Source organism: Bradyrhizobium sp. CCGUVB14 (genome assembly GCF_024199935.1).
Classification (GTDB): Bacteria; Pseudomonadota; Alphaproteobacteria; order Rhizobiales; family Xanthobacteraceae; genus Bradyrhizobium.
The window spans coordinates 3,964,954-3,982,169 of the sequence record NZ_JANADS010000001.1; the positions used below are offsets into that span (position 1 = coordinate 3,964,954).

A 17,216-nucleotide genomic window follows, 5' to 3' on the forward strand; every position below is an offset into this window, starting at 1 on the left:
ATGTTGAAGAAGCTAACGATCGTCGCTTTTGCCGCAGCATTGGCCGCGGCGCCGCTGCCGGTGGTGGCGCAGAGCAAGAAGGACAGCGTCGTCATGGGCATGACGCTGGAGCCGCCGGGGCTCGATCCCACCAACGCAGCCGCCGCCGCGATCGCTGAGGTCACGCTCTACAACATCTACGAGACCCTGACCAAGATCAACGAGGACGGCTCGGTCGCGCCGCTGCTCGCCGAGAGCTGGACCGCGTCGCCCGACCTGAAGACCTATACGTTCAAGCTGCGCAAGGGCGTCAAATTCCAGAACGGCGAGGCCTTCGATTCCGCGGCCGTCAAATTCTCGTTCGAGCGCAACGCGGCCGCGAACAGCACCAACAAGGACAAGAGCCTGTTCCAGGCTTTCGAGAAGATCGATGCGCCCGACGCCGAGACGATCGCGCTCACGCTGAAATATCCCGAGCCGAACCTGCCGTTCCTGTTGGGGCAGGCGAGCGGCTCGATCGTCGAGCCGAAGAGCGCTGCGACCAACGTGACGCAGCCGGTCGGCACCGGGCCGTACCAGCTCGGCGCCTGGGTCAAGGGCTCCTCGCTCACGCTGAACAAATGGGCTGACTATCGCAACGCGTCCGCGATCAAGCTGTCCAAGGTGACGATCCGCTTCATCGGCGATCCCGCCGCGCAGATCGCGGCACTGCTGTCCGGTGATGTCGATGCGTTCCCGCGCGTCACCACCCGTGGCGTCGCGCAGTTCAAGAGCGATCCGCGCTTCACCGTGCTGGTCGGCGGCTCCAAGGCCAAGACGATCGTCGCGATCAACGAGAAGAAGAAGCCGCTCGACGACGTGCGGGTGCGGCGCGCGATCCTCGCCGCCATCGACCGCAAGGCGATGATCGACGGCGCGGTCGAAGGTTTCGGTACGCCGATCGGCAGCTTCTACACACCGGGTTCGCTCGGCTATGTCGACACCACCGCCGTCAACCCTTACGACCCCGAGAAGGCGAAGAAGCTGCTGGCTGAAGCCGGCGTCACCACGCCGCTCGAACTCAGCCTGAAGCTGCCGCCGCCGCCTTACGCGCGGCAGGGCGGCGAGATCCTCGCAGCCCAGCTCGCCAAGGTCGGCATCAACGCCAAGATCGAGAACGTCGAGTGGGCGCAGTGGCTGTCGCAGGCTTTTGCTCCGAACGGGCCGCATAATTACGACCTCACCATCGTCTCTCATGTCGAGCCGTTCGATCTCGTCAAGCTGACCGAGCCCGACTTCTATCTCGGCTACAACAGCGACGCCTTCAACGCGCTCTACAAGCAGATCGTGTCGACGCCGGATGAAGCCGGCCGCGCAAAGCTGCTCGGCGATGCCCAGAAGATGCTGGCGACCGACGCGGTGGCCGGCTTCCTGTTCCAGCCGCAATGGCCGACGGTCATCAACAAGAAGCTGAAGGGCGTGTGGAAGGAAGTCCCGCAGTTCGAGAACGATTTCTCGGCCTGGTCCTGGGAATAGACCTGGTCACCGAAGTCAAATCCGACGTCGCAATTTTGGCCTCTTCCCATCGGGAGAGGCCATTTTGTTTGGCTGCATCAAAACAAAATCTGCAAAACAACCCCATGCACAGTAGCCGGGGCCAGTGCTTTCAACGGCTTGCGCGACTGCTCGGTGGCAGCCGCGAATCCGCGGTGGATTTGACCCGTCGGGCAAAACAGGGGCATGATGGCTTCATCGGAGAAGGCCGCCGCCCATGTGCGTTCGGCAGCGCCGCTTCTGTTGATCCCCGACGTTGAACGATTGGAACCCTCATGCGTTAGCCCGGCGCAGGATGGCCGCATGCCGTGCGATCCGGCGCGAGGGCAGACGGAGTTCGGTCATTGCTGAAACTGCACAGATGGCCGTCCGATGACTGGCAAGGCATCGGCGCGGAAATGCCCTCGGAGATCATCTGGGCGGATCTCCTCAATGCGACCGCGGCGCCGATGCGCTCGAGCACCTCGGCGCGAAGGTCGATCAGCTCTCGCGCGGCGTCTTCAAGGGTGGTCTCATTCGCACCAAGCGGCCGGTGCGCTCCAGCCGCAGGATGCGCGAGGCGCTGGAGAACATCGGCGAACTGGCCGATCGTCTCGCCAAGGCGCGCGATGTCCTGCTCGGCGTCGGGCGTATCGCGTCCTACGCTGACAATGTCGGGAGCGAGTGGATTACGGCGGCGCCGAAGAAGCGCCTCGAGGCGGTCTCGAAGGACGTCGCTTCGCTGAACGACTACGAGACGCGGTTGTCGGACAAGATCCAGCTGCTGCTCGATGCGGTGCTGGGCTTCATCAACATCCAGCAGAACGAGCTGTTCAAGATCCTGACGATCGTCTCCGTGGTCGGCGTGCCGCCCACGATCGTGGTCGGTGTCTGGGGCATGAACTTCAAGAACATGCCGGAGCTGAGCTGGACGTTCGGTTGTCCGTTGTCGCTGTTCGCCATCATCGCGAGCGGCGTGCTGCCCTTGATCTGGTTCAAGCGGCGCGGCTGGTTCGAGTGAATGCGACACGGCTGCCCGGTCGTTCGTCCTGTCATCGATACCGCGCCACGTCCCGGTTGTTGCCGATTCTTCCTGCACTTTCTGCTTGCGGAATTGCCGAAAATCGACAAGGCCGCACCATTCTTATTTAATGATTTGCCGATACGTTCGTCATGTTTCTGAACGGATTCGTTTCGTTGCGGATTTTTCGGTGTCGCAAATGACACCCTTCTGGGGGGAATTTGCATGCCGGCGCCGGGCTCCTTTCGCGCGTGCATTGTTGCCGGAACGATCGCATCGGCCGTGCTCGGCGCTCTCGGTTTCAGCACGATCGGTTATGGCGCAGCCGTGGTCGGTGAAAGCCGCAAGGTCGAGATCACACAGAAGGCGCCGAGCGGCATCGACGCGCTGAAGTCGCAGTACCGCAGGCCCGCCTCGATCCCGTTTCCGAAGGACAATCCGTATACGCCCGAGAAGGCCGCTCTCGGCAAGAAGCTCTATTTCGATACGCGCCTGTCGGTGAGCTCCGCGCAGTCATGCGCAAGCTGCCATAGTCCCGGTTTCGGTTGGGGCGACGGGCTCGCGGTCGGCGTTGGTCACGGCATGGCCAAGCTCGGCCGTCATTCGCCGACAATCGTCAACGCTGCCTGGAGCGCAATCTTCATGTGGGACGGACGGCTTCCGACGCTCGAAGAGCAGGCGCTCGGTCCGATCCAGTCGCCCGGCGAGATGAACATGAAGCTCGACGATCTGATGGCGCGGCTGGCGAGCATTCCCGAATACAAGCCGATGTTCGAGGAGAGCTTTCCCGGGCAGGGCTTGAAAGCGAAGACGCTGGCGCAAGCGATCGCCACCTATGAGCGCACCGTGGTCTCGGAGCGCGCGCCGTTCGACTCCTGGATCGAAGGCAACGAAAAGGCCATCTCCGAAGCGGCCAAGCGCGGGTTCGCCGTGTTCAACGGCAAGGCGCAATGCGCCGCGTGCCACGAGGGCTGGAACTTCACCAATGAGGGTTTTCAGGATATCGGGCTGCCGAGCAGCGATATCGGCCGCGGCGAATATCTGCGTGATGTCATCAAGATGCAGCACGCGTTCAAGACGCCGGGCCTGCGCGAGATCGACCGTCGTAGTCCTTTCATGCATGACGGTTCGCTCGCCACGCTCGAAGCCGTCATCGATCATTACGATCATGACGGCGTGGACCGTCCGAGCCGATCCGATCTCATGCGTCCGCTCGAGCTGACAGCGCAGGACAAGGCCGACCTCGTCGCATTCCTCAAGACGCTGACCAGCAATCTCGAACCCACGGCCGTGCCGGTCCTCCCACGCTGAACTCGAAGGATACTTCCATGCGCACAATCGCTCTGTTTACTTGCGTGATCGCCGCCGGCTTCTCGGTCGGCGCCTATGCCGCCACCGAGGTGATCCACCAGCAGGGGAGGGTTTTCTCCACCGAGAGCATCTCGGTCAAGAAAGGTGACGCCGTCACCTTCCTCAACGACGACACCGTTCCGCACAACATCATGTCCGCCACCAAGGGCAACGAGTTCAATCTGGGATCGCAGGCGCCCGGCACCTCGACGGATGTCACCTTCAAGGAAGCGGGCGATGTGCAGGTGATCTGCGCCATTCACCCGCGCATGAAGATGATGGTCAAGGTGACCGACTAGAATTTTTGTTTGACGCGTTTTCTGGACGCGAACCGGTACCCACTTCGCTCGAAAACGCTCTAACCGAAGCGCCGGAGATTGACGATGTCGATACGCTACAAGATTTTCGGTGCCTTCAGTGTCGTGCTTCTCCTGGCCTGCGGCATCGCCTTCTATGGTATTCGCGCCATCGCCAATTCCGGCGACATGGTGGTCCGTCTCTATGACGGCCCATTGATGGGGATCAACCACGCGCGTTCCGCTCACGCGGCGTTGCACGAGGCGCGCCTGATGCTTCAGCGTGGCTTGGTTGCGGGCAGTTCCCGCGAAACAGTCGCAAAGTTCGAGTCGCTGATCCGCGAGAGCGCCGAGGACCTGAACGTCGTGCGTGAACGCGCGGCGACGCCCAGCGTTTCTGCTGCCCGCGAGAAGACCGAAAGCCAGCTCAAGGACTGGTCGACCGCCGCGCTCAAAATCCTGAAGCCGTCGCCCGGCGGCGCGACGGAGATCCCGACCAGCTTCCTGCTGGCGGAGCAAGGCGATCGGCTGATGGCCTCGATCGACGACCTGGTCGAGCTGGTGGCCGCGTACGGTTATGAATATCGGATGGCGGCGGAGAAAGACGTGGAGGCAGCCCGCACGACGATGCTGTCGGTCGCCGTCGGAACCGTCGCGATCGGGCTGATGATCGCGCTCGCATTCTCGTACTCGATGAGCCGGCCGATCTCTGCGGCGGTTCGGGTCGCCGAACGCGTCGCCGCCGGCAATTTCACCGATGATATCGCGGTGCGTCGTCGCGATGAGCTCGGCCGCCTGCTGAAGTCGCTCGCTGTCATGCAGGCGAGCCTGAAGACCCGTGCCGATGACGATCTGGCATTGATCGCTGCCAAGGACCAGAGCAGTGCGGAGCAGTCCGGTCATCGGCAGCGTCTGGAGGCCGAGATCGATGCCTTCCGTTCCGCTTTCAGCGAGGTCATGAGCAACACCGCTCGCATGACCGGCGAGTTGACGGACACCGCACAGGGACTTTCCTCCGCCGCAAGGAATGCGGGCACGCAGTCGAACGAGGCGGCTTCGACGGCGAAGGAGACCTCCGCGAACGTTCAGACGGTGGCGTCAGCTGCAAGTCAGCTCGGCCAATCCGTCCAGGCCATCACGTCCCAACTGGCGGATGCGACCACCATCGTGCAGCGTGCATCCGGCATGGCGGAAGCCGCCAACCAGACCATCGGCAGGCTCGCCAGTGCCGCCCAGCAGATCGACGAGGTGGTCGGCTTCATCAGGACCATCGCCGGGCAAACCAATCTGCTCGCGCTCAACGCCACGATCGAAGCGGCACGGGCCGGCGAAGCGGGCAGGGGCTTTGCGGTCGTCGCGTCGGAAGTGAAGGCGCTGGCGACGCAGACGGCAAAGGCGACGGAGGAGATTTCGAGCCAGATCACCGAGGTACAGTCGGCGACGCGAGAGGCCGTCGACAATGTCGGCGCCATCGCCTTGATCATCGGCGATATCGACGGCTTCACCGGCAGGATCGCGGCTGCGGTCAGCCAGCAAAACGCGGCGGCCGGCGAGATCTCCAGGAATATCGGGCAGGCGGCGTCGGGCACCGCCCTGGTCGCGCGCAGCATCGCCGGAACGGCCGAGGCGACCGACAACGCCAATCGCACCGCCGACGTCGTTCTTGCCACGGCTCACGACCTGTCCAGCCAGGCCACGCAGTTGCGTTCGTCGGTGGATCGCTTCCTGTCGAACGTTGCGGCTTAGGCGCGACGGAGTCGGGTTCGATCGGCGTCCACCGTCACCTCTCCCCGACGGGGAGAGGTCGGATTGCGCCCGGCGATGCGAAGCATCGTCCAGCGCAATCCGGGTGAGGGGCCGCGGCACCCAGTGAAACCAGAACCCCTCACCCGGATCGCATCTTCGATGCGCTCCGACCTCTCCCTGCGGGAGAGGTGATCCGAGCTCTCGGTGCGCACCGATTCAACCAAATGCGTTCCGCTTCAAGCGAACAGGGTTAGTTTAACTGAAGACGGCGCACCGTCCGAAGACGATGCGCCTCTCATTGCTTCATGCCGCCTTCGCCTCGACGCTGCCGATCCAGTTGCGGGTGAGCGTGACATCGGCTTGCGACAATTGATGGCCGGCCGGCAAGACCTTGTGGTCGACACGCGCGCCTGCCTCCGACAGCAGCGCCGCAAGTTTGGCCGAATTGCTTGCCGGCACGATCGGGTCGGCTTGCCCGGACAGCAACAGAACGGGCTTGCCGCCAAGCTCAGCCTTGGGCGGATCCGACAGCGGCACCATCGCGCGCAGCAGGATCGCGCCCGCGAGCACCTCCGGCTTCAGCAGCAACAGCGCGGCTGCGATGTTGGCGCCGTTGGAGAAGCCGACCGCAATCGGTACGGCGATCCCGTATTGCTTTCGTGCGTCGGCGACGAAGCCGCCGAGCTCGAGCGCACGGCGGCGCACGTCCTCCTCGTCGAAGACGCCTTCGGCCAGGCGGCGGAAGAAGCGCGGCATGCCGTGCTCGAGCACGCGGCCGCGCGGCGAGAGCAGGGCGGAGCCGGGCGAGATCATCCCGCCGAGGCCGAGCAGATCGTTCTCGTCGCCACCGGTGCCGTGCAGCAGCAACAGGGGTGGTGAGCCCGCGCTGGTCGCGGGCTCGAAGCGATGGATGAAGTCGGTCATGACGCGGTCTCTTCCAAATTCGGCAGCACGCCCTCGATCTGCTTGCGATGCTGTTCGAGGAAGCTCGGCAGCTTCAGGTCGCGTCCGAGCGTCGCGACGGGTTCGTCGACGGCGAAGCCGGGGATATCGGTCGCGATCTCGAACAGCACGCCGCCGGGCTCGCGGAAGTAGATCGAGCGGAAGTAGTTGCGGTCCCTCTGCTCGGTCGGGTGCAGGCCGTGATTGCTGACGAGCTTTTGCGCCATCTTGCCCTGCTCGGCATCATCGGCCGCGCGGAACGCGATGTGGTGCACCGAACCTCCGCCCTGGTGGCCGCGCAAAAAGCCCTTGGCTTCGTAGATGTCGACGACGCTGCCTTCGACGTCGCCCGGCGCCTTGAAGCGGATCACCGAGCCTTCGCGCCCGGTCTCCTTGAAGCCGAACACGTCGGTGAGGACGGCGGCCGTCTTCGCCGCGCTGTCGAGCAGCAAGGTCACACCGTGGAAGCCGCGGATCGCGTGCTCGGCCGGCACGTCGCCATTGCTCCAGCCGGGCTCGTTCTCGGCGCCGGGTACGCCGACGAGCGCGAGCGCCATGCCGTCGGGATCGGTGAACGGCAGCACGGATTCGCCAAAGCGCTTTTCCAGCGCCTCGTAAGCGATGCCCTTCTCGATGAAGCGCTGCGTCCAGTAGCCGAGCGAGCGCTGCGGCACGCGGAAGGCGGTCTGATGGGTCTCGCCGACGCCGCGGCGGCCCGGCGACACGCCGGCCCACGGGAAGAAGGTCAGGATGGTGCCGGGGCGGCCGGTCTCGTCGCCGTAATAGAAGTGATAGGTGCCGGGATCGTCGAAATTGACCGTCTTCTTGACGAAGCGCAGGCCGAGATCCCGGGTGTAAAAGCCGAAATTGCGGATGGGGTCGCCGGCAATCGCGGTGACATGGTGCAGTCCAGACATGGTCGTCCTCCTGAAAATCGGGGAGCGGGTCTTGCTCTGGGAGGAAATATCGTTCCGCTTTGGATTGGAGACAATCCATGCAAATATGACTGCTATGTCTACAATTTGGAAACAATCCACGGGGCGGGCCCATGGATAAGGTCGCCAGCCTCCGGGCCTTCGTGAAGGTGGTCGAGAGCGGCAGCTTCGCCGAGGCCGGCCGGCAGTTGCGGCTGTCACGCTCGGCGATCAGCAAATACATCGCCGACCTCGAGGAGAGCCTCGGCGTCCAGCTTTTGAACCGGACCACCCGCCACGCCAGCCCGACCGAGAACGGCCAGCGCTATTTCGAGCGGGCTGTCGTCATCCTCTCGGAGATCGAGGCCGCCGACCAGGCGGTGTCGCAGGCGCAGTCGGCGCCGCGCGGGCTTTTGCGTGTCAACGCGCCGATGTCGTTCGGCACGATGCGGCTCGGGCCCGTTCTCGCTGAGTTCATGGAGGCGTACCCGGAGCTTCAGCTCCAGATCGTGCTCAGCGACGACCTGCTCGATCCCGTCCAGGATGGCTTTGACGTGACGCTGCGCATTGCGGAATTGGAATCCTCGAGCCTGATCGCGCGAAAAATCATGCCGGTAGCGCGCATGATCTGCGCCTCGCCGGATTATCTCGCGCGCCACGGCACGCCAAAGCATCCGCAGGATCTGCGCGAGCACGCCTCGCTCACCTACGGCTTCCTGCTGACCGGCAATCAGTGGAAGCTCACCGGCAAAGATGGCGATCACTGGATCCAGCCGGCCTGGTCGCTCTGCGTCAACAATGCCGAGGTGCTGCGCGACGCCGCGATCAAGGGCAGGGGGCTTGCGCTGCTGCCCGAGTTCATCGCCGCCGATGCTTTGAGGAAGGGCGAGCTGCGGACGGTGCTGGACGATTATTCCGCGCCGCCTCTTTCACTCTATGCGGTCTATCCGCCGACGCGGCATTTGTCGGTGAAGGTGCGGCTGTTCATTGATTTTCTGGTGGAGCGGTTTGGACGGGAGGAGGGGCACTGAGGCTGCCGATGTCCGACCGACCCAACCCGCCGTTGGAAGTTGGGCATGTGGCGACTTCGGCTTCGGGCCAAAAGCCGACCACCAGTCACCGGTTTACGCGCCGCAGGACAGTGGCCGCGTTCGGCTGCCTCGCAGCCCACGCCACATTATGTTCTCCGTCGATCTGTACCCAATATGTACGTTCAGGCATGTCGCTCCCATCAAGTGAGCTGAAAGTGCATGTTGCCCTTTCACGAATGATGGCTCCGGCAGAGTCTTGAGCTTCATAGTCGATAAGCGCAACATATTGAACCGGCGACACTCGCGCGACTTGAACTATCGCTTTCCTGGTCGCTTCGGACGCAGCCCGCAGCGGGTCCGTAAAGAACTCGTCAAAAGTGATTGTTTTCCGGGACTCGTCCACACCAAGCCGTTCATAGGTGGACGGAACCACTAGCCTCTCCTTGATTGCTCTATCACAAGTTTGCACAAATTGAGAGGTGAACGGTTGGTAGCCACGAAGGTACGCATGGCTCAGAACGACCACACCGAAGATCAGAAGCACCGAGATCGCGACCTTTGTTCTCATCTTCGTGGTCATTGCCAATATGCGCAGGCGACACTCTGCACGGCTCATCTCAAGGAAGCTAAAATCGAAGGCAGAGCATTCTTCGTGCAGCCGTTACTAAACGCTAACAATGTCGGCTTTGGGTCATAAGCGGCGGTTGAGACAAGCGTCATCCGGCGTCCGGTCTACCGCCGGTAGCCGACCTTACAACCGGATAAGGATGGTTCGGCTAAGGGCCACAAGCGGGCCATGGTAGACCGTTCAAGCTATGACTGCTAACCTTCGGTTGAATGAAGCTGGCCCATTCTACAGGCGGAGAGGTTCTTGAGCGTCGAGCCAATCATGAGGGTAGAGGTGGTCGGCCCGGCGGATTGTATCCCCACAGTCATCTCTGATTTGAACTCGCGGCAAGGGCAGATCATCCGGGGACTTGATACGCGCTTTGATGCCACCGTCGTTGCCGCGATGGTGCCGCTCAAGAACATGTTCGGCTACGTGAATGATCTCCGCTCCATGAGCCACGGGCGTGCATCTTTCACGATGTGTTTCGATCACTATGCTCCGACCACTACGCCGAGTTCCCCCTGACTGTTTTTTCCGGTAGAAGGCGGCATTGGATCGGAAGCGCAGCTTCCGCTTCGGGTCAAAATCGCCCCTCCCATCGCTCGACGTGGACGCGGGTACGTCTCCAATCGTCTGAAAGCGGAAAAGGGATCGGAAGGGCTCCGAGCTGAAAATGAGCGGCCTCACAAGTTGAGGAGGTCAACATGACCGATGTTCTGAGCGTTACCCATGCCGTCTCGAAACGCACTCCTTGGAATAAGGGAAAGATCGTCGGTGCGAAGCCGCCGCTCCGGCCAAAGCATGTCTGGTCAATCCGCACCAAGCGCGAGGTGGAAGGCCAGCTGCGTGATCTGGCGCTTTTCAACGTTGCCATCGACAGTAAGCTTCGCGGCTGCGACGTCGTAGCATTGAAAGTCGATGACGTTGCCCCGGGTGGCTATGCGGCCGACCGCGCGAGTGTCCGACAGAAGAAGACCAGCCGACCGGTCAAATTTGAACTGACGGAATCCACCCGCCAGGCGATCGATGACTACCTCCGGGCAACCGGTAAGAAGTCAGGCGCATACCTGTTCACTGGTCGGCGGCGGACTGGACACATGACAACCCGCCAGTATGCCCGCCTCCTATCTCACTGGATCGCTGATATCGGATTGGACCCGCACTTGTTCGGGACGCATTTCTGCGAGCCGTGCAGCTCCGGTTGGGGCAAACCAAGATCGAGAGTACCGTCCGGTATCTCGGCATCGAGGTCGACGACGCCCTCGCGATAGCGGAACAAGTCGATGTCTGATTTCGGGGGCAGAGCAGACGGGCTCTGCTTTGCCCTCACTGCCTGCTTCCGGCCAGAAGCGGACCCGCTTCGGATATCAGGGCTGAATTGATTCCGGACCAATACCGGAGAGGCGGCACTCACGGGCCCCCAACTCGTTCTTGAAGCACTTTGTAGCATCATGAATTGCTACGTGTTTTGCGAAAAATTCCTTTGACCAGTCGCGCATATCGGCCTTCTGGATTGCTTCCAACATGATCCCACGCTGAGGATCGTCTCGAAGCGTTCCGAGAACGATCCCCCGCCCGACGCCAACGTGCGCGCAGCTATCCATGTACACGAATATCTTGAGGTACTTGGTATCGATTGATCCCTTGATCACTCGATCTACTCGCGCTTCCATTAGTGTGACAGGTACGAAAGTTCCGTCATATGCGAAGCTCACATTATCCGTTGCGTCATAGATAGTCGCTTCGATGACGACCGGTGCGTCGATGTTGGTTGGGACATGTTCGAAGAGGATACTCCTTAATGATGCTGGCGTGCCCGGCGACACACAGGCCACCGCGCCCGTGCCAGCAGCGCAATAAGCAATCAGACAGACAGCCCATATCCGCATTTCGGCAAGCCAGTTGTTGACCATGGTGCGACGATGCCAATTCTCTGCAATGTCCGCAACGGGTCAAAAGCGGAAGTCGTCCAAACTCGGGAAGCGCTAATGGGAAAACGCCGAACTGAGACATCTCAGCTCGGCTCATCGTCCTATTTCTTCCCGTCGAGAAACCCGCGCACCGCCTTGGTGGTCGCCGCCGGATCTTCCTCCATCAGCCAGTGGCCGGCGCCGGGAATGACGACCTCCGTGACATCGGTCGCCGCGTTCCGCATCACGACCGCTTCCATCTTGCCGAACGACTTCTCGCCGCCGATGGCGAGCACGGGGATGGACAGCTTGGTCGCGATCGCCTTCTTGTTGTCCTCGGCGTCGGTGCGGATCGCGCGGAACTGGGCAAAGGCGGAATGCATAGCGCCCGGCCGCGCATAGAGTTCTGCGTAGTGACGGCGCGTCGCCTCGTCGACCTTGGAGGGCGTGCCCGCGAATTCGTTCCAGAAGCGGTCGAGGTAGATGCGTTCGCGGCCCTTGACCAGCCGCTCCATGTCGGGGCCACCGAAGTCGAAGTGCCAGAGCTGCGGGCTGCGGACGACCTCGTCCCACGGCGGCACGCCGGGCACCGGGGCATCCATGACGACCAGTTTCTCGGTGAGGTCGCGATAGCGCGCCGCATAGGCATAGGCCACCATGGTGCCGATGTCGTGCCCGATGACGACCGCCTTGTCGATGCTGAGCGCCTGCAGGACGGCTCGCATGTCGGCCGCCTGGCTCCATTTGTCGTAGCCGTTCTCGGGCTTGCTCGAGAGGCCGATGCCGCGCAGATCCGGCACGACCACGGTGTGATCGCGCGCGAGGTCCGCGGCGAGCGTGGCCCACATGTCGCCGGTATCACCGAAACCGTGGATCAGGATCACCGCGGGTCCCTTGCCGCCGACGCGCACATGGATCTGCGTGCCGTTGGCCGGGATGGTTTTGGTCCGGAAGCTGGACGGGAACTGTTCCTCGGCGCGGGCGGCAGGCGCGAGCAGCATGAGGAGAATGGCGAGACATCTTGCGCGCACGGGCGGCCCCTATGATTCAGGATTTCAGGACGTAACCGTACGTTCCTGGGCTGGTGCGAGCATATTGTCCAGCGCGCTGATCGATGCTTCGCGAAGCGCGGCCAGCTCGCGCGCTGCATCCCGGCATTCGTCGGGCGACATCGTCGGCGCCGTCAGCTCGATGTCGCGGCAGCGCTCGAACAGGTGGACGAGGCCCAGCGCGCTCGCCGCGCTGCCGAGCTGGTGCGCGGATCGTGCGAGCTGATTGTGGTCGCCGGACGCGGCGGCCGCAGCGATATCGGCGATCAGTTTTTCGCTGGTCTCCTGCAGCAGATGATGGAGTTTCGCGATCTGCGTCGGTCCGAGCAGCTCCTTCTGGTCGTCGAGAAAGGTCCGGTCGATCAATGCGCCGGCCGCAAGCGGTGCGTCGGTCGCGCCATCCCCGGACTCATCCTCGATCGCCTCGCGAAGTGCGTTGATCAGGATCGGCTTGCTGACGACCCTGGCGATTCCGGCGGCTGCGAGCCGCTCGCGGGTGCTGCGCGAGACGTCGGCGGTCACGACGATGATCCGCGGCATCGGCTGCAGCGAAAGCTGTCGAATGCGTGCGGCCGCTTCCACGCCATCCATGTCTGGCATGTGCAGATCCATCAGGATGACGTCGAATGCCTGGTCGCGCGCGAGCGCCACCGCTTCTGCGCCGTTCCTGGCGATCGCGCAGAGGTGGCCGAGCCGGTTCAAAATGGCTTCGCCGACCTCGCAATTGACGGGATCGTCGTCGACCAGCAGCACGTGGCGCTGCCGCGATGGCGGCGCAATCGCGCCTTGCGCGATGCCGCTGGCGGCGTCACGAAGCGGAACGAGCAGCGTGAACACGCTGCCCTGGCCGGGCGTGCTCTCCACCGTCAGCTCGCCGCGCATCAGCCGGGTGAGGCGGCGCGCGATCGCAAGTCCGAGGCCGGTGCCGCCGAACCGCCGCGCGATGCTGTCGTCGGCCTGCACGAAGTCCTCGAAAATCCGCTCGTGCATGTCGGGCGCGATGCCGATGCCGGTGTCGCGAACGACGACGCGGAGCAGCGTATCGTCGCTCCGCCGTTCGGCTGTCGCGCTCAGGGAGATGCCGCCGCTCGGGGTGAACTTGATGGCGTTGCCGATCAAGTTGAGCAGGATGCGATTGAGCCTGACGGGATCGCCGTGCACGGAGGTGCCGATCGTCGCATCGCAGTCGAGGTCGAAGCTCAATCCCTTGCCGAAGGCTTGCGGCCGCATCAGATCGGCGGCGGTCTCGATCAGCTGGTCGAGGCGGAAGTCGCGCGTCTCCAGCGTTTCGGCGCTGGCTTCGAGCCGGGCATATTCGAGAATGGCATCGACCAGCGCGATCAGCGTTTCGCCCGAGGCGGCGGCGGTTGCGAGGTGGCGGCGCTGGACCTCGCTGAGCCTGCCGTCGTCGAGCAGCTGCAGCACGCCCATGACGCCGTTGAGCGGCGTGCGCAACTCGTGGCTGACCACGGCGAGGAAGCGCGATTTGGTTTCGTTGGCCGCCACCGCGACGCTGCGCGCGCGCTCGGCCGCATCGTGCTCGGCCAGCGCCTGGTCGCGCGCCTTCTCGAGCTCTGAGGTCCGTTCGATGACCTTCCGCTCCAGCGTGGCATAGGATTCGCGCAAATGCGCGGCCATCCGGTTGAACTGGTCGCCGAGCGCCTCGAGCTCGTCACCCGTCCTGATCGCAAGCCGCAGTTTGAGATCGCCGCTCTCGATCCGCCGCGCGCCCTGTGTCAGCAGCTGGATCGGCACGGTCATGCGCCGGCTCAGCCAGAGCGACACCAGGGCGGCGATGACCAGCAGCGCGACCAGCAGGAACGTCGACCGTCCGATCGAGGCGTAGATCGGCGCGTAGGCTTCGCTGAGCGGAAGCTCGACGAACACCAGCCAGCCGAGCGAGGGGACCGTGGCATAGGTCGACAGCACGCGTTGTCCGGAAAAATCCTCCTTGACCAGGCCGCCGGTCGGCGGCCCGACTCCGTCGAGCGCGGCGCGCACATCCGGATGCCGCGAGAGATCGCTGCGGCGGAGCGCCGGCCACAGATCGGGATGCGCGATCAGCACGCCCAGGCGATCGACAACATAGGCCTTGCCGGTGTTGCCCACCCTGATCCCGGCGACGAGGTCCCAGATGAAGCGCAGATTGACTTCGGCGACGACCACGTTGGGTGTGCTGCCGACGCCGCGGGTGGCGATCGTCATGTAGGGCTCGGTATCGCCGAAGAAATAGACCGGCCCGTAATAGGCCCGGCTTTCATTGGCGCCGCGGAACGACGCAAAGGAAGAATGGTCGGCGTTGCTGCCGATCCTGTCCGCGACGCGGCGCGACACCCGCACCTGCTCGCGGCCTTGCGCATCGAGCTCGGTCAATTCGGCGATCGCGGGCGAGAGGCGCATCAGGCGGATGGCGTTGAGGCGCACGTCCTCGTTGGTCGAGAGTTCTGCGGGCAGGCGGGCGAGCCATCTGATCTGGTTTTCGATCTGGCCGACGAACTGGCCGATCTGGATCGCCGCGCTTGCGGCCTGCTCGCGCTGGGTCGCGGCGAGAAGCTGCTTCTGCTCGCGATAGGAGAACCAGACGTCGAAGCCGGTGTTGATGGCGAGCACGGCAAAGGCGAGGGCGACGATCGAGTAGAGATATTTGCGGAAAAGCCGGCCCGGAGGCGTTCGCAGATGTCCCTGGTCGACCGCCTCGTTCACTCGCGAATCTCGTCGGCGCGCACGAGCAGCGTGAACGGGATCGTCAGCCCGAGCGCGTTGGCAACGGTGCGGTTGATCAGGAGCTCGTATTTCCGCGGCGATTGCACCGGCAGATCGCCGGCCTTGGTGCCGCGCAGGATGAGATCGACGTAATCGGCCGAGCGCACCTCCAGCGTCGGCCCGTAGCTCATCAGCCCGCCGGCATCCATGAAGTAGTGGAACGGATAGATCATCGGCACGCGATATTTCGCGGCTGTTGCGACGATCGCCTGCCGGTTCACCACCAGAAAGCTGTCGACGAGCGAGATCATCGCCGCCTTCGGCGGCTCGGCGAAACGGCTGATCGCGCCGTCGATTTCGGCGGCCGTGCTGATCGGCGTGACCACCACGGTCACGCCTGCGGCCGCGGCCTCCTGCTCGACGGAGTCGAGGTAGAAGCGCCCGGCGCGAGGCGTGCTCGCCGGATTGAACAGGACGCCGACGCGCTGGATATCCGGCACGGCCTCCCTGATCAGCTGAAGCCATTTGCCGCCCATCTCGGGCGTGCTGCTGGTGAAGCCCGTGATGTTGCCGCCGGGATGAGCGAGGCTCTGGACGAAGCCATTGCCGATGGGGTCGTTGGATGTCGCGAAAATGATCGGGATGGTCTTGGTGGCCGCCATGATGGCTGCGGTTTCGACGGTCGAGCCGGTGAGGATGACATCCGGCTTGAGGTCGATGAGCTCCGTGACCGCGGCCTTCATCTTGTCCGGACCGCCGAAGCTCGAGCGGACCTCGAAACGGTAGTTGACCCCTTCGACCCAACCACGCTGCCTCAGGCCGGCGATCAGCGCGCCGAGGCGCGTGGTCGAGCTTTCGGTCATGTTGCGTCTGGTCAGCTCGTCGTCGAGCGACAGGCTGGTGATCGAGGCGACGATTCGCATGCGATCCGACGTTGCGCCGAGCGCAAAGAAGCCCGCGGCGGTTGCGCCCGCGAGGCGAATGAAATCGCGGCGGGCGACCGCCGGCACAACGCTGGCAGGTGCGGGCCGTTCACTCATGAAATGTTTCGCAAAAGTTGTCCCTGGCGTTGTGCATAACGCGAAAGCCTGGCGGCGACAATTGATGAAAAAATGCGCTTGTGAACCTTCATTCGCAGCCACAGGGACCCCAATACCGTATTGCTACCTGAATCGCTGTTTCGGTTGATGTCTGCTCCGTGACGCCCTGTAAGGCCTTCTGGCATTGCAACATTTCCGTCTCGGTTGCGGACGGCGATTCGGGGAAGCCGATTTCGTAACTGCCGATTTTTGAGCTGTTGTTTCAGGTTTGTTTCGAAGGTTTACGATGCGCAAAATCTACCTTGTCCCGGCCCTTGTCGGCCTTCTCACCATTGTTGCGGCCGGGCCGCTGGCGGCTCAAGGCGTGCAGGGCGCGGCGCCCAAGCAGAAGGCTGCGACGGCGCCGAAGGCGGTCGCGGCCGGTGCGTCGCCCGGCGCGGCAGCCCCTGCCAGTGCGGCACCTTCAGCCTCGAGCGAGGCCGCCACGGCGCCCGCCGACGACAAGACCAAGACGATCGACGGTTTCCGCTCCGCCAAGTTCGGCATGAACGAGGCCGACGTGCGCGTGGCGATGACCAAGGATTTCAACCCGAAGGCCGACGCGATCAAGTCGCAGGACAATCCGTCCGAGCTGACCCATAGCGTGCTGCTGACCGTTCCGGATCTGCTGCCGAGCGGCGGCACCGCCGAGCTCTCCTACGTGTTCGGCTACAAGTCCAAGTCGCTGATCCAGATCGGCGCGGTCTGGTCCAAGGCGACCGATGCGGCGCTGACGGCGGAGAAGCTGTTCTCCAACGCCAACATCCTGCGCGCGCACTTCCTCAGCGAGGGCTTCAAGCCCGACTCCATCGCGGTCAACATGCCCGTCAACGGCGGCATCGTGATGTTCCGCGGCAGCGACGCCAAGGATCGTTCGGTGATCCTGCTGCTGCAGGGCACGTTCGAGAACAAGGAGAACAACCAGCGCGTGCTCACGCCGACGAGCCTGCTGCTGTTCTACGTGGCCGACGCCAAGAGCCCCGACGTCTTCAAGCTTCCGCCCGGTCAGTTCTGATCCGGGACGATCTCACATCATTCTCCCACGCGGTTGTGGATCGGCGCCAATGCCGATGA

General features: G+C 63.3%; 14 protein-coding genes and 2 pseudogenes. 9 read left to right on the forward strand and 7 right to left on the reverse strand.

Translation table 11 applies throughout. The features are described from left to right. From NLM32_RS18315 to NLM32_RS18335, 5 genes are all read left to right on the forward strand, one after another. Positions 1-1,494 carry an ABC transporter substrate-binding protein gene (locus NLM32_RS18315; RefSeq protein WP_254130315.1) on the forward strand — a complete coding sequence of 498 codons (1,494 nt, stop codon included), beginning with the start codon at positions 1-3 and terminating at the stop codon, positions 1,492-1,494. Positions 1,495-1,927: 433 nt separating this feature from the next. Next, on the forward strand, positions 1,928-2,512 hold the full coding sequence (locus NLM32_RS18320) for a CorA family divalent cation transporter (RefSeq protein WP_254135350.1): 585 nt from the start codon (positions 1,928-1,930) through the stop codon (positions 2,510-2,512). Between the two features lie 225 nt (positions 2,513-2,737). Next, complete coding sequence (locus tag NLM32_RS18325) at positions 2,738-3,823, forward strand: cytochrome-c peroxidase (RefSeq protein ID WP_254130316.1); 1,086 nt, start codon at positions 2,738-2,740, stop codon at positions 3,821-3,823. 17 nt (positions 3,824-3,840) lie between these two features. After that, complete coding sequence (locus tag NLM32_RS18330) at positions 3,841-4,161, forward strand: plastocyanin/azurin family copper-binding protein (RefSeq protein WP_254130317.1); 321 nt, start codon at positions 3,841-3,843, stop codon at positions 4,159-4,161. An 84-nt stretch (positions 4,162-4,245) separates the two neighbouring features. Beyond that, entirely contained in the window at positions 4,246-5,904 is a 1,659-nt protein-coding gene (locus NLM32_RS18335) for a methyl-accepting chemotaxis protein (RefSeq protein WP_254130318.1), read from the forward strand. A gap of 303 nt (positions 5,905-6,207) precedes the next feature. Here the strand turns inward: NLM32_RS18335 and NLM32_RS18340 are convergent, their stop codons facing one another. After that, positions 6,208-6,828, reverse strand: coding sequence for an alpha/beta hydrolase (locus tag NLM32_RS18340; RefSeq protein ID WP_254130319.1), 621 nt, complete (start codon positions 6,826-6,828; stop codon positions 6,208-6,210). Continuing rightward, positions 6,825-7,763 carry a ring-cleaving dioxygenase gene (locus NLM32_RS18345; RefSeq protein ID WP_254130320.1) on the reverse strand — a complete coding sequence of 313 codons (939 nt, stop codon included), beginning with the start codon at positions 7,761-7,763 and terminating at the stop codon, positions 6,825-6,827. Before NLM32_RS18345 ends, NLM32_RS18340 begins: the two co-directional genes overlap by 4 nt. A gap of 131 nt (positions 7,764-7,894) precedes the next feature. Here NLM32_RS18345 and NLM32_RS18350 point away from each other — a divergent pair, with 131 nt between their 5' ends. Next, the gene (locus tag NLM32_RS18350) at positions 7,895-8,791 is read left to right on the forward strand and encodes a LysR family transcriptional regulator (protein ID WP_254130321.1); all 897 of its coding nucleotides are present in this window, start codon (positions 7,895-7,897) and stop codon (positions 8,789-8,791) included. 85 nt (positions 8,792-8,876) lie between these two features. Here NLM32_RS18350 and NLM32_RS18355 read toward each other — a convergent pair whose 3' ends face one another. Further along, on the reverse strand, positions 8,877-9,371 hold the full coding sequence (locus tag NLM32_RS18355) for a hypothetical protein (RefSeq protein WP_254130322.1): 495 nt from the start codon (positions 9,369-9,371) through the stop codon (positions 8,877-8,879). A gap of 297 nt (positions 9,372-9,668) precedes the next feature. Between NLM32_RS18355 and fusA the strand changes: the two are divergent. Then, positions 9,669-9,926 (forward strand): annotated as a pseudogene (fusA, locus tag NLM32_RS18360) (elongation factor G); the annotation flags it as partial. Positions 9,927-10,105: 179 nt separating this feature from the next. Further along, a pseudogene (locus tag NLM32_RS18365) lies at positions 10,106-10,692 on the forward strand (tyrosine-type recombinase/integrase). Positions 10,693-10,768: 76 nt separating this feature from the next. Here NLM32_RS18365 and NLM32_RS18370 read toward each other — a convergent pair. From NLM32_RS18370 to NLM32_RS18385, 4 genes are all read right to left on the reverse strand, one after another. Continuing rightward, positions 10,769-11,314 carry a hypothetical protein gene (locus NLM32_RS18370; protein ID WP_254130323.1) on the reverse strand — a complete coding sequence of 182 codons (546 nt, stop codon included), beginning with the start codon at positions 11,312-11,314 and terminating at the stop codon, positions 10,769-10,771. Between the two features lie 119 nt (positions 11,315-11,433). Next, a complete protein-coding gene (locus NLM32_RS18375; RefSeq protein ID WP_254135351.1) occupies positions 11,434-12,312 on the reverse strand; it encodes an alpha/beta fold hydrolase in 879 nt (292 codons plus the stop codon). A 54-nt stretch (positions 12,313-12,366) separates the two neighbouring features. Beyond that, positions 12,367-15,063, reverse strand: coding sequence for a hybrid sensor histidine kinase/response regulator (locus tag NLM32_RS18380; RefSeq protein WP_254130324.1), 2,697 nt, complete (start codon positions 15,061-15,063; stop codon positions 12,367-12,369). Then, positions 15,060-16,103, reverse strand: coding sequence for an ABC transporter substrate-binding protein (locus NLM32_RS18385; protein WP_254130325.1), 1,044 nt, complete (start codon positions 16,101-16,103; stop codon positions 15,060-15,062). Before NLM32_RS18385 ends, NLM32_RS18380 begins: the two co-directional genes overlap by 4 nt. Before the next feature lie 286 nt (positions 16,104-16,389). On the opposite strand from NLM32_RS18385, the gene NLM32_RS18390 reads away from it, so the two are divergent. After that, complete coding sequence (locus NLM32_RS18390) at positions 16,390-17,157, forward strand: hypothetical protein (RefSeq protein ID WP_254130326.1); 768 nt, start codon at positions 16,390-16,392, stop codon at positions 17,155-17,157. The last annotated feature ends 59 nt before the right edge of the window (positions 17,158-17,216 follow it).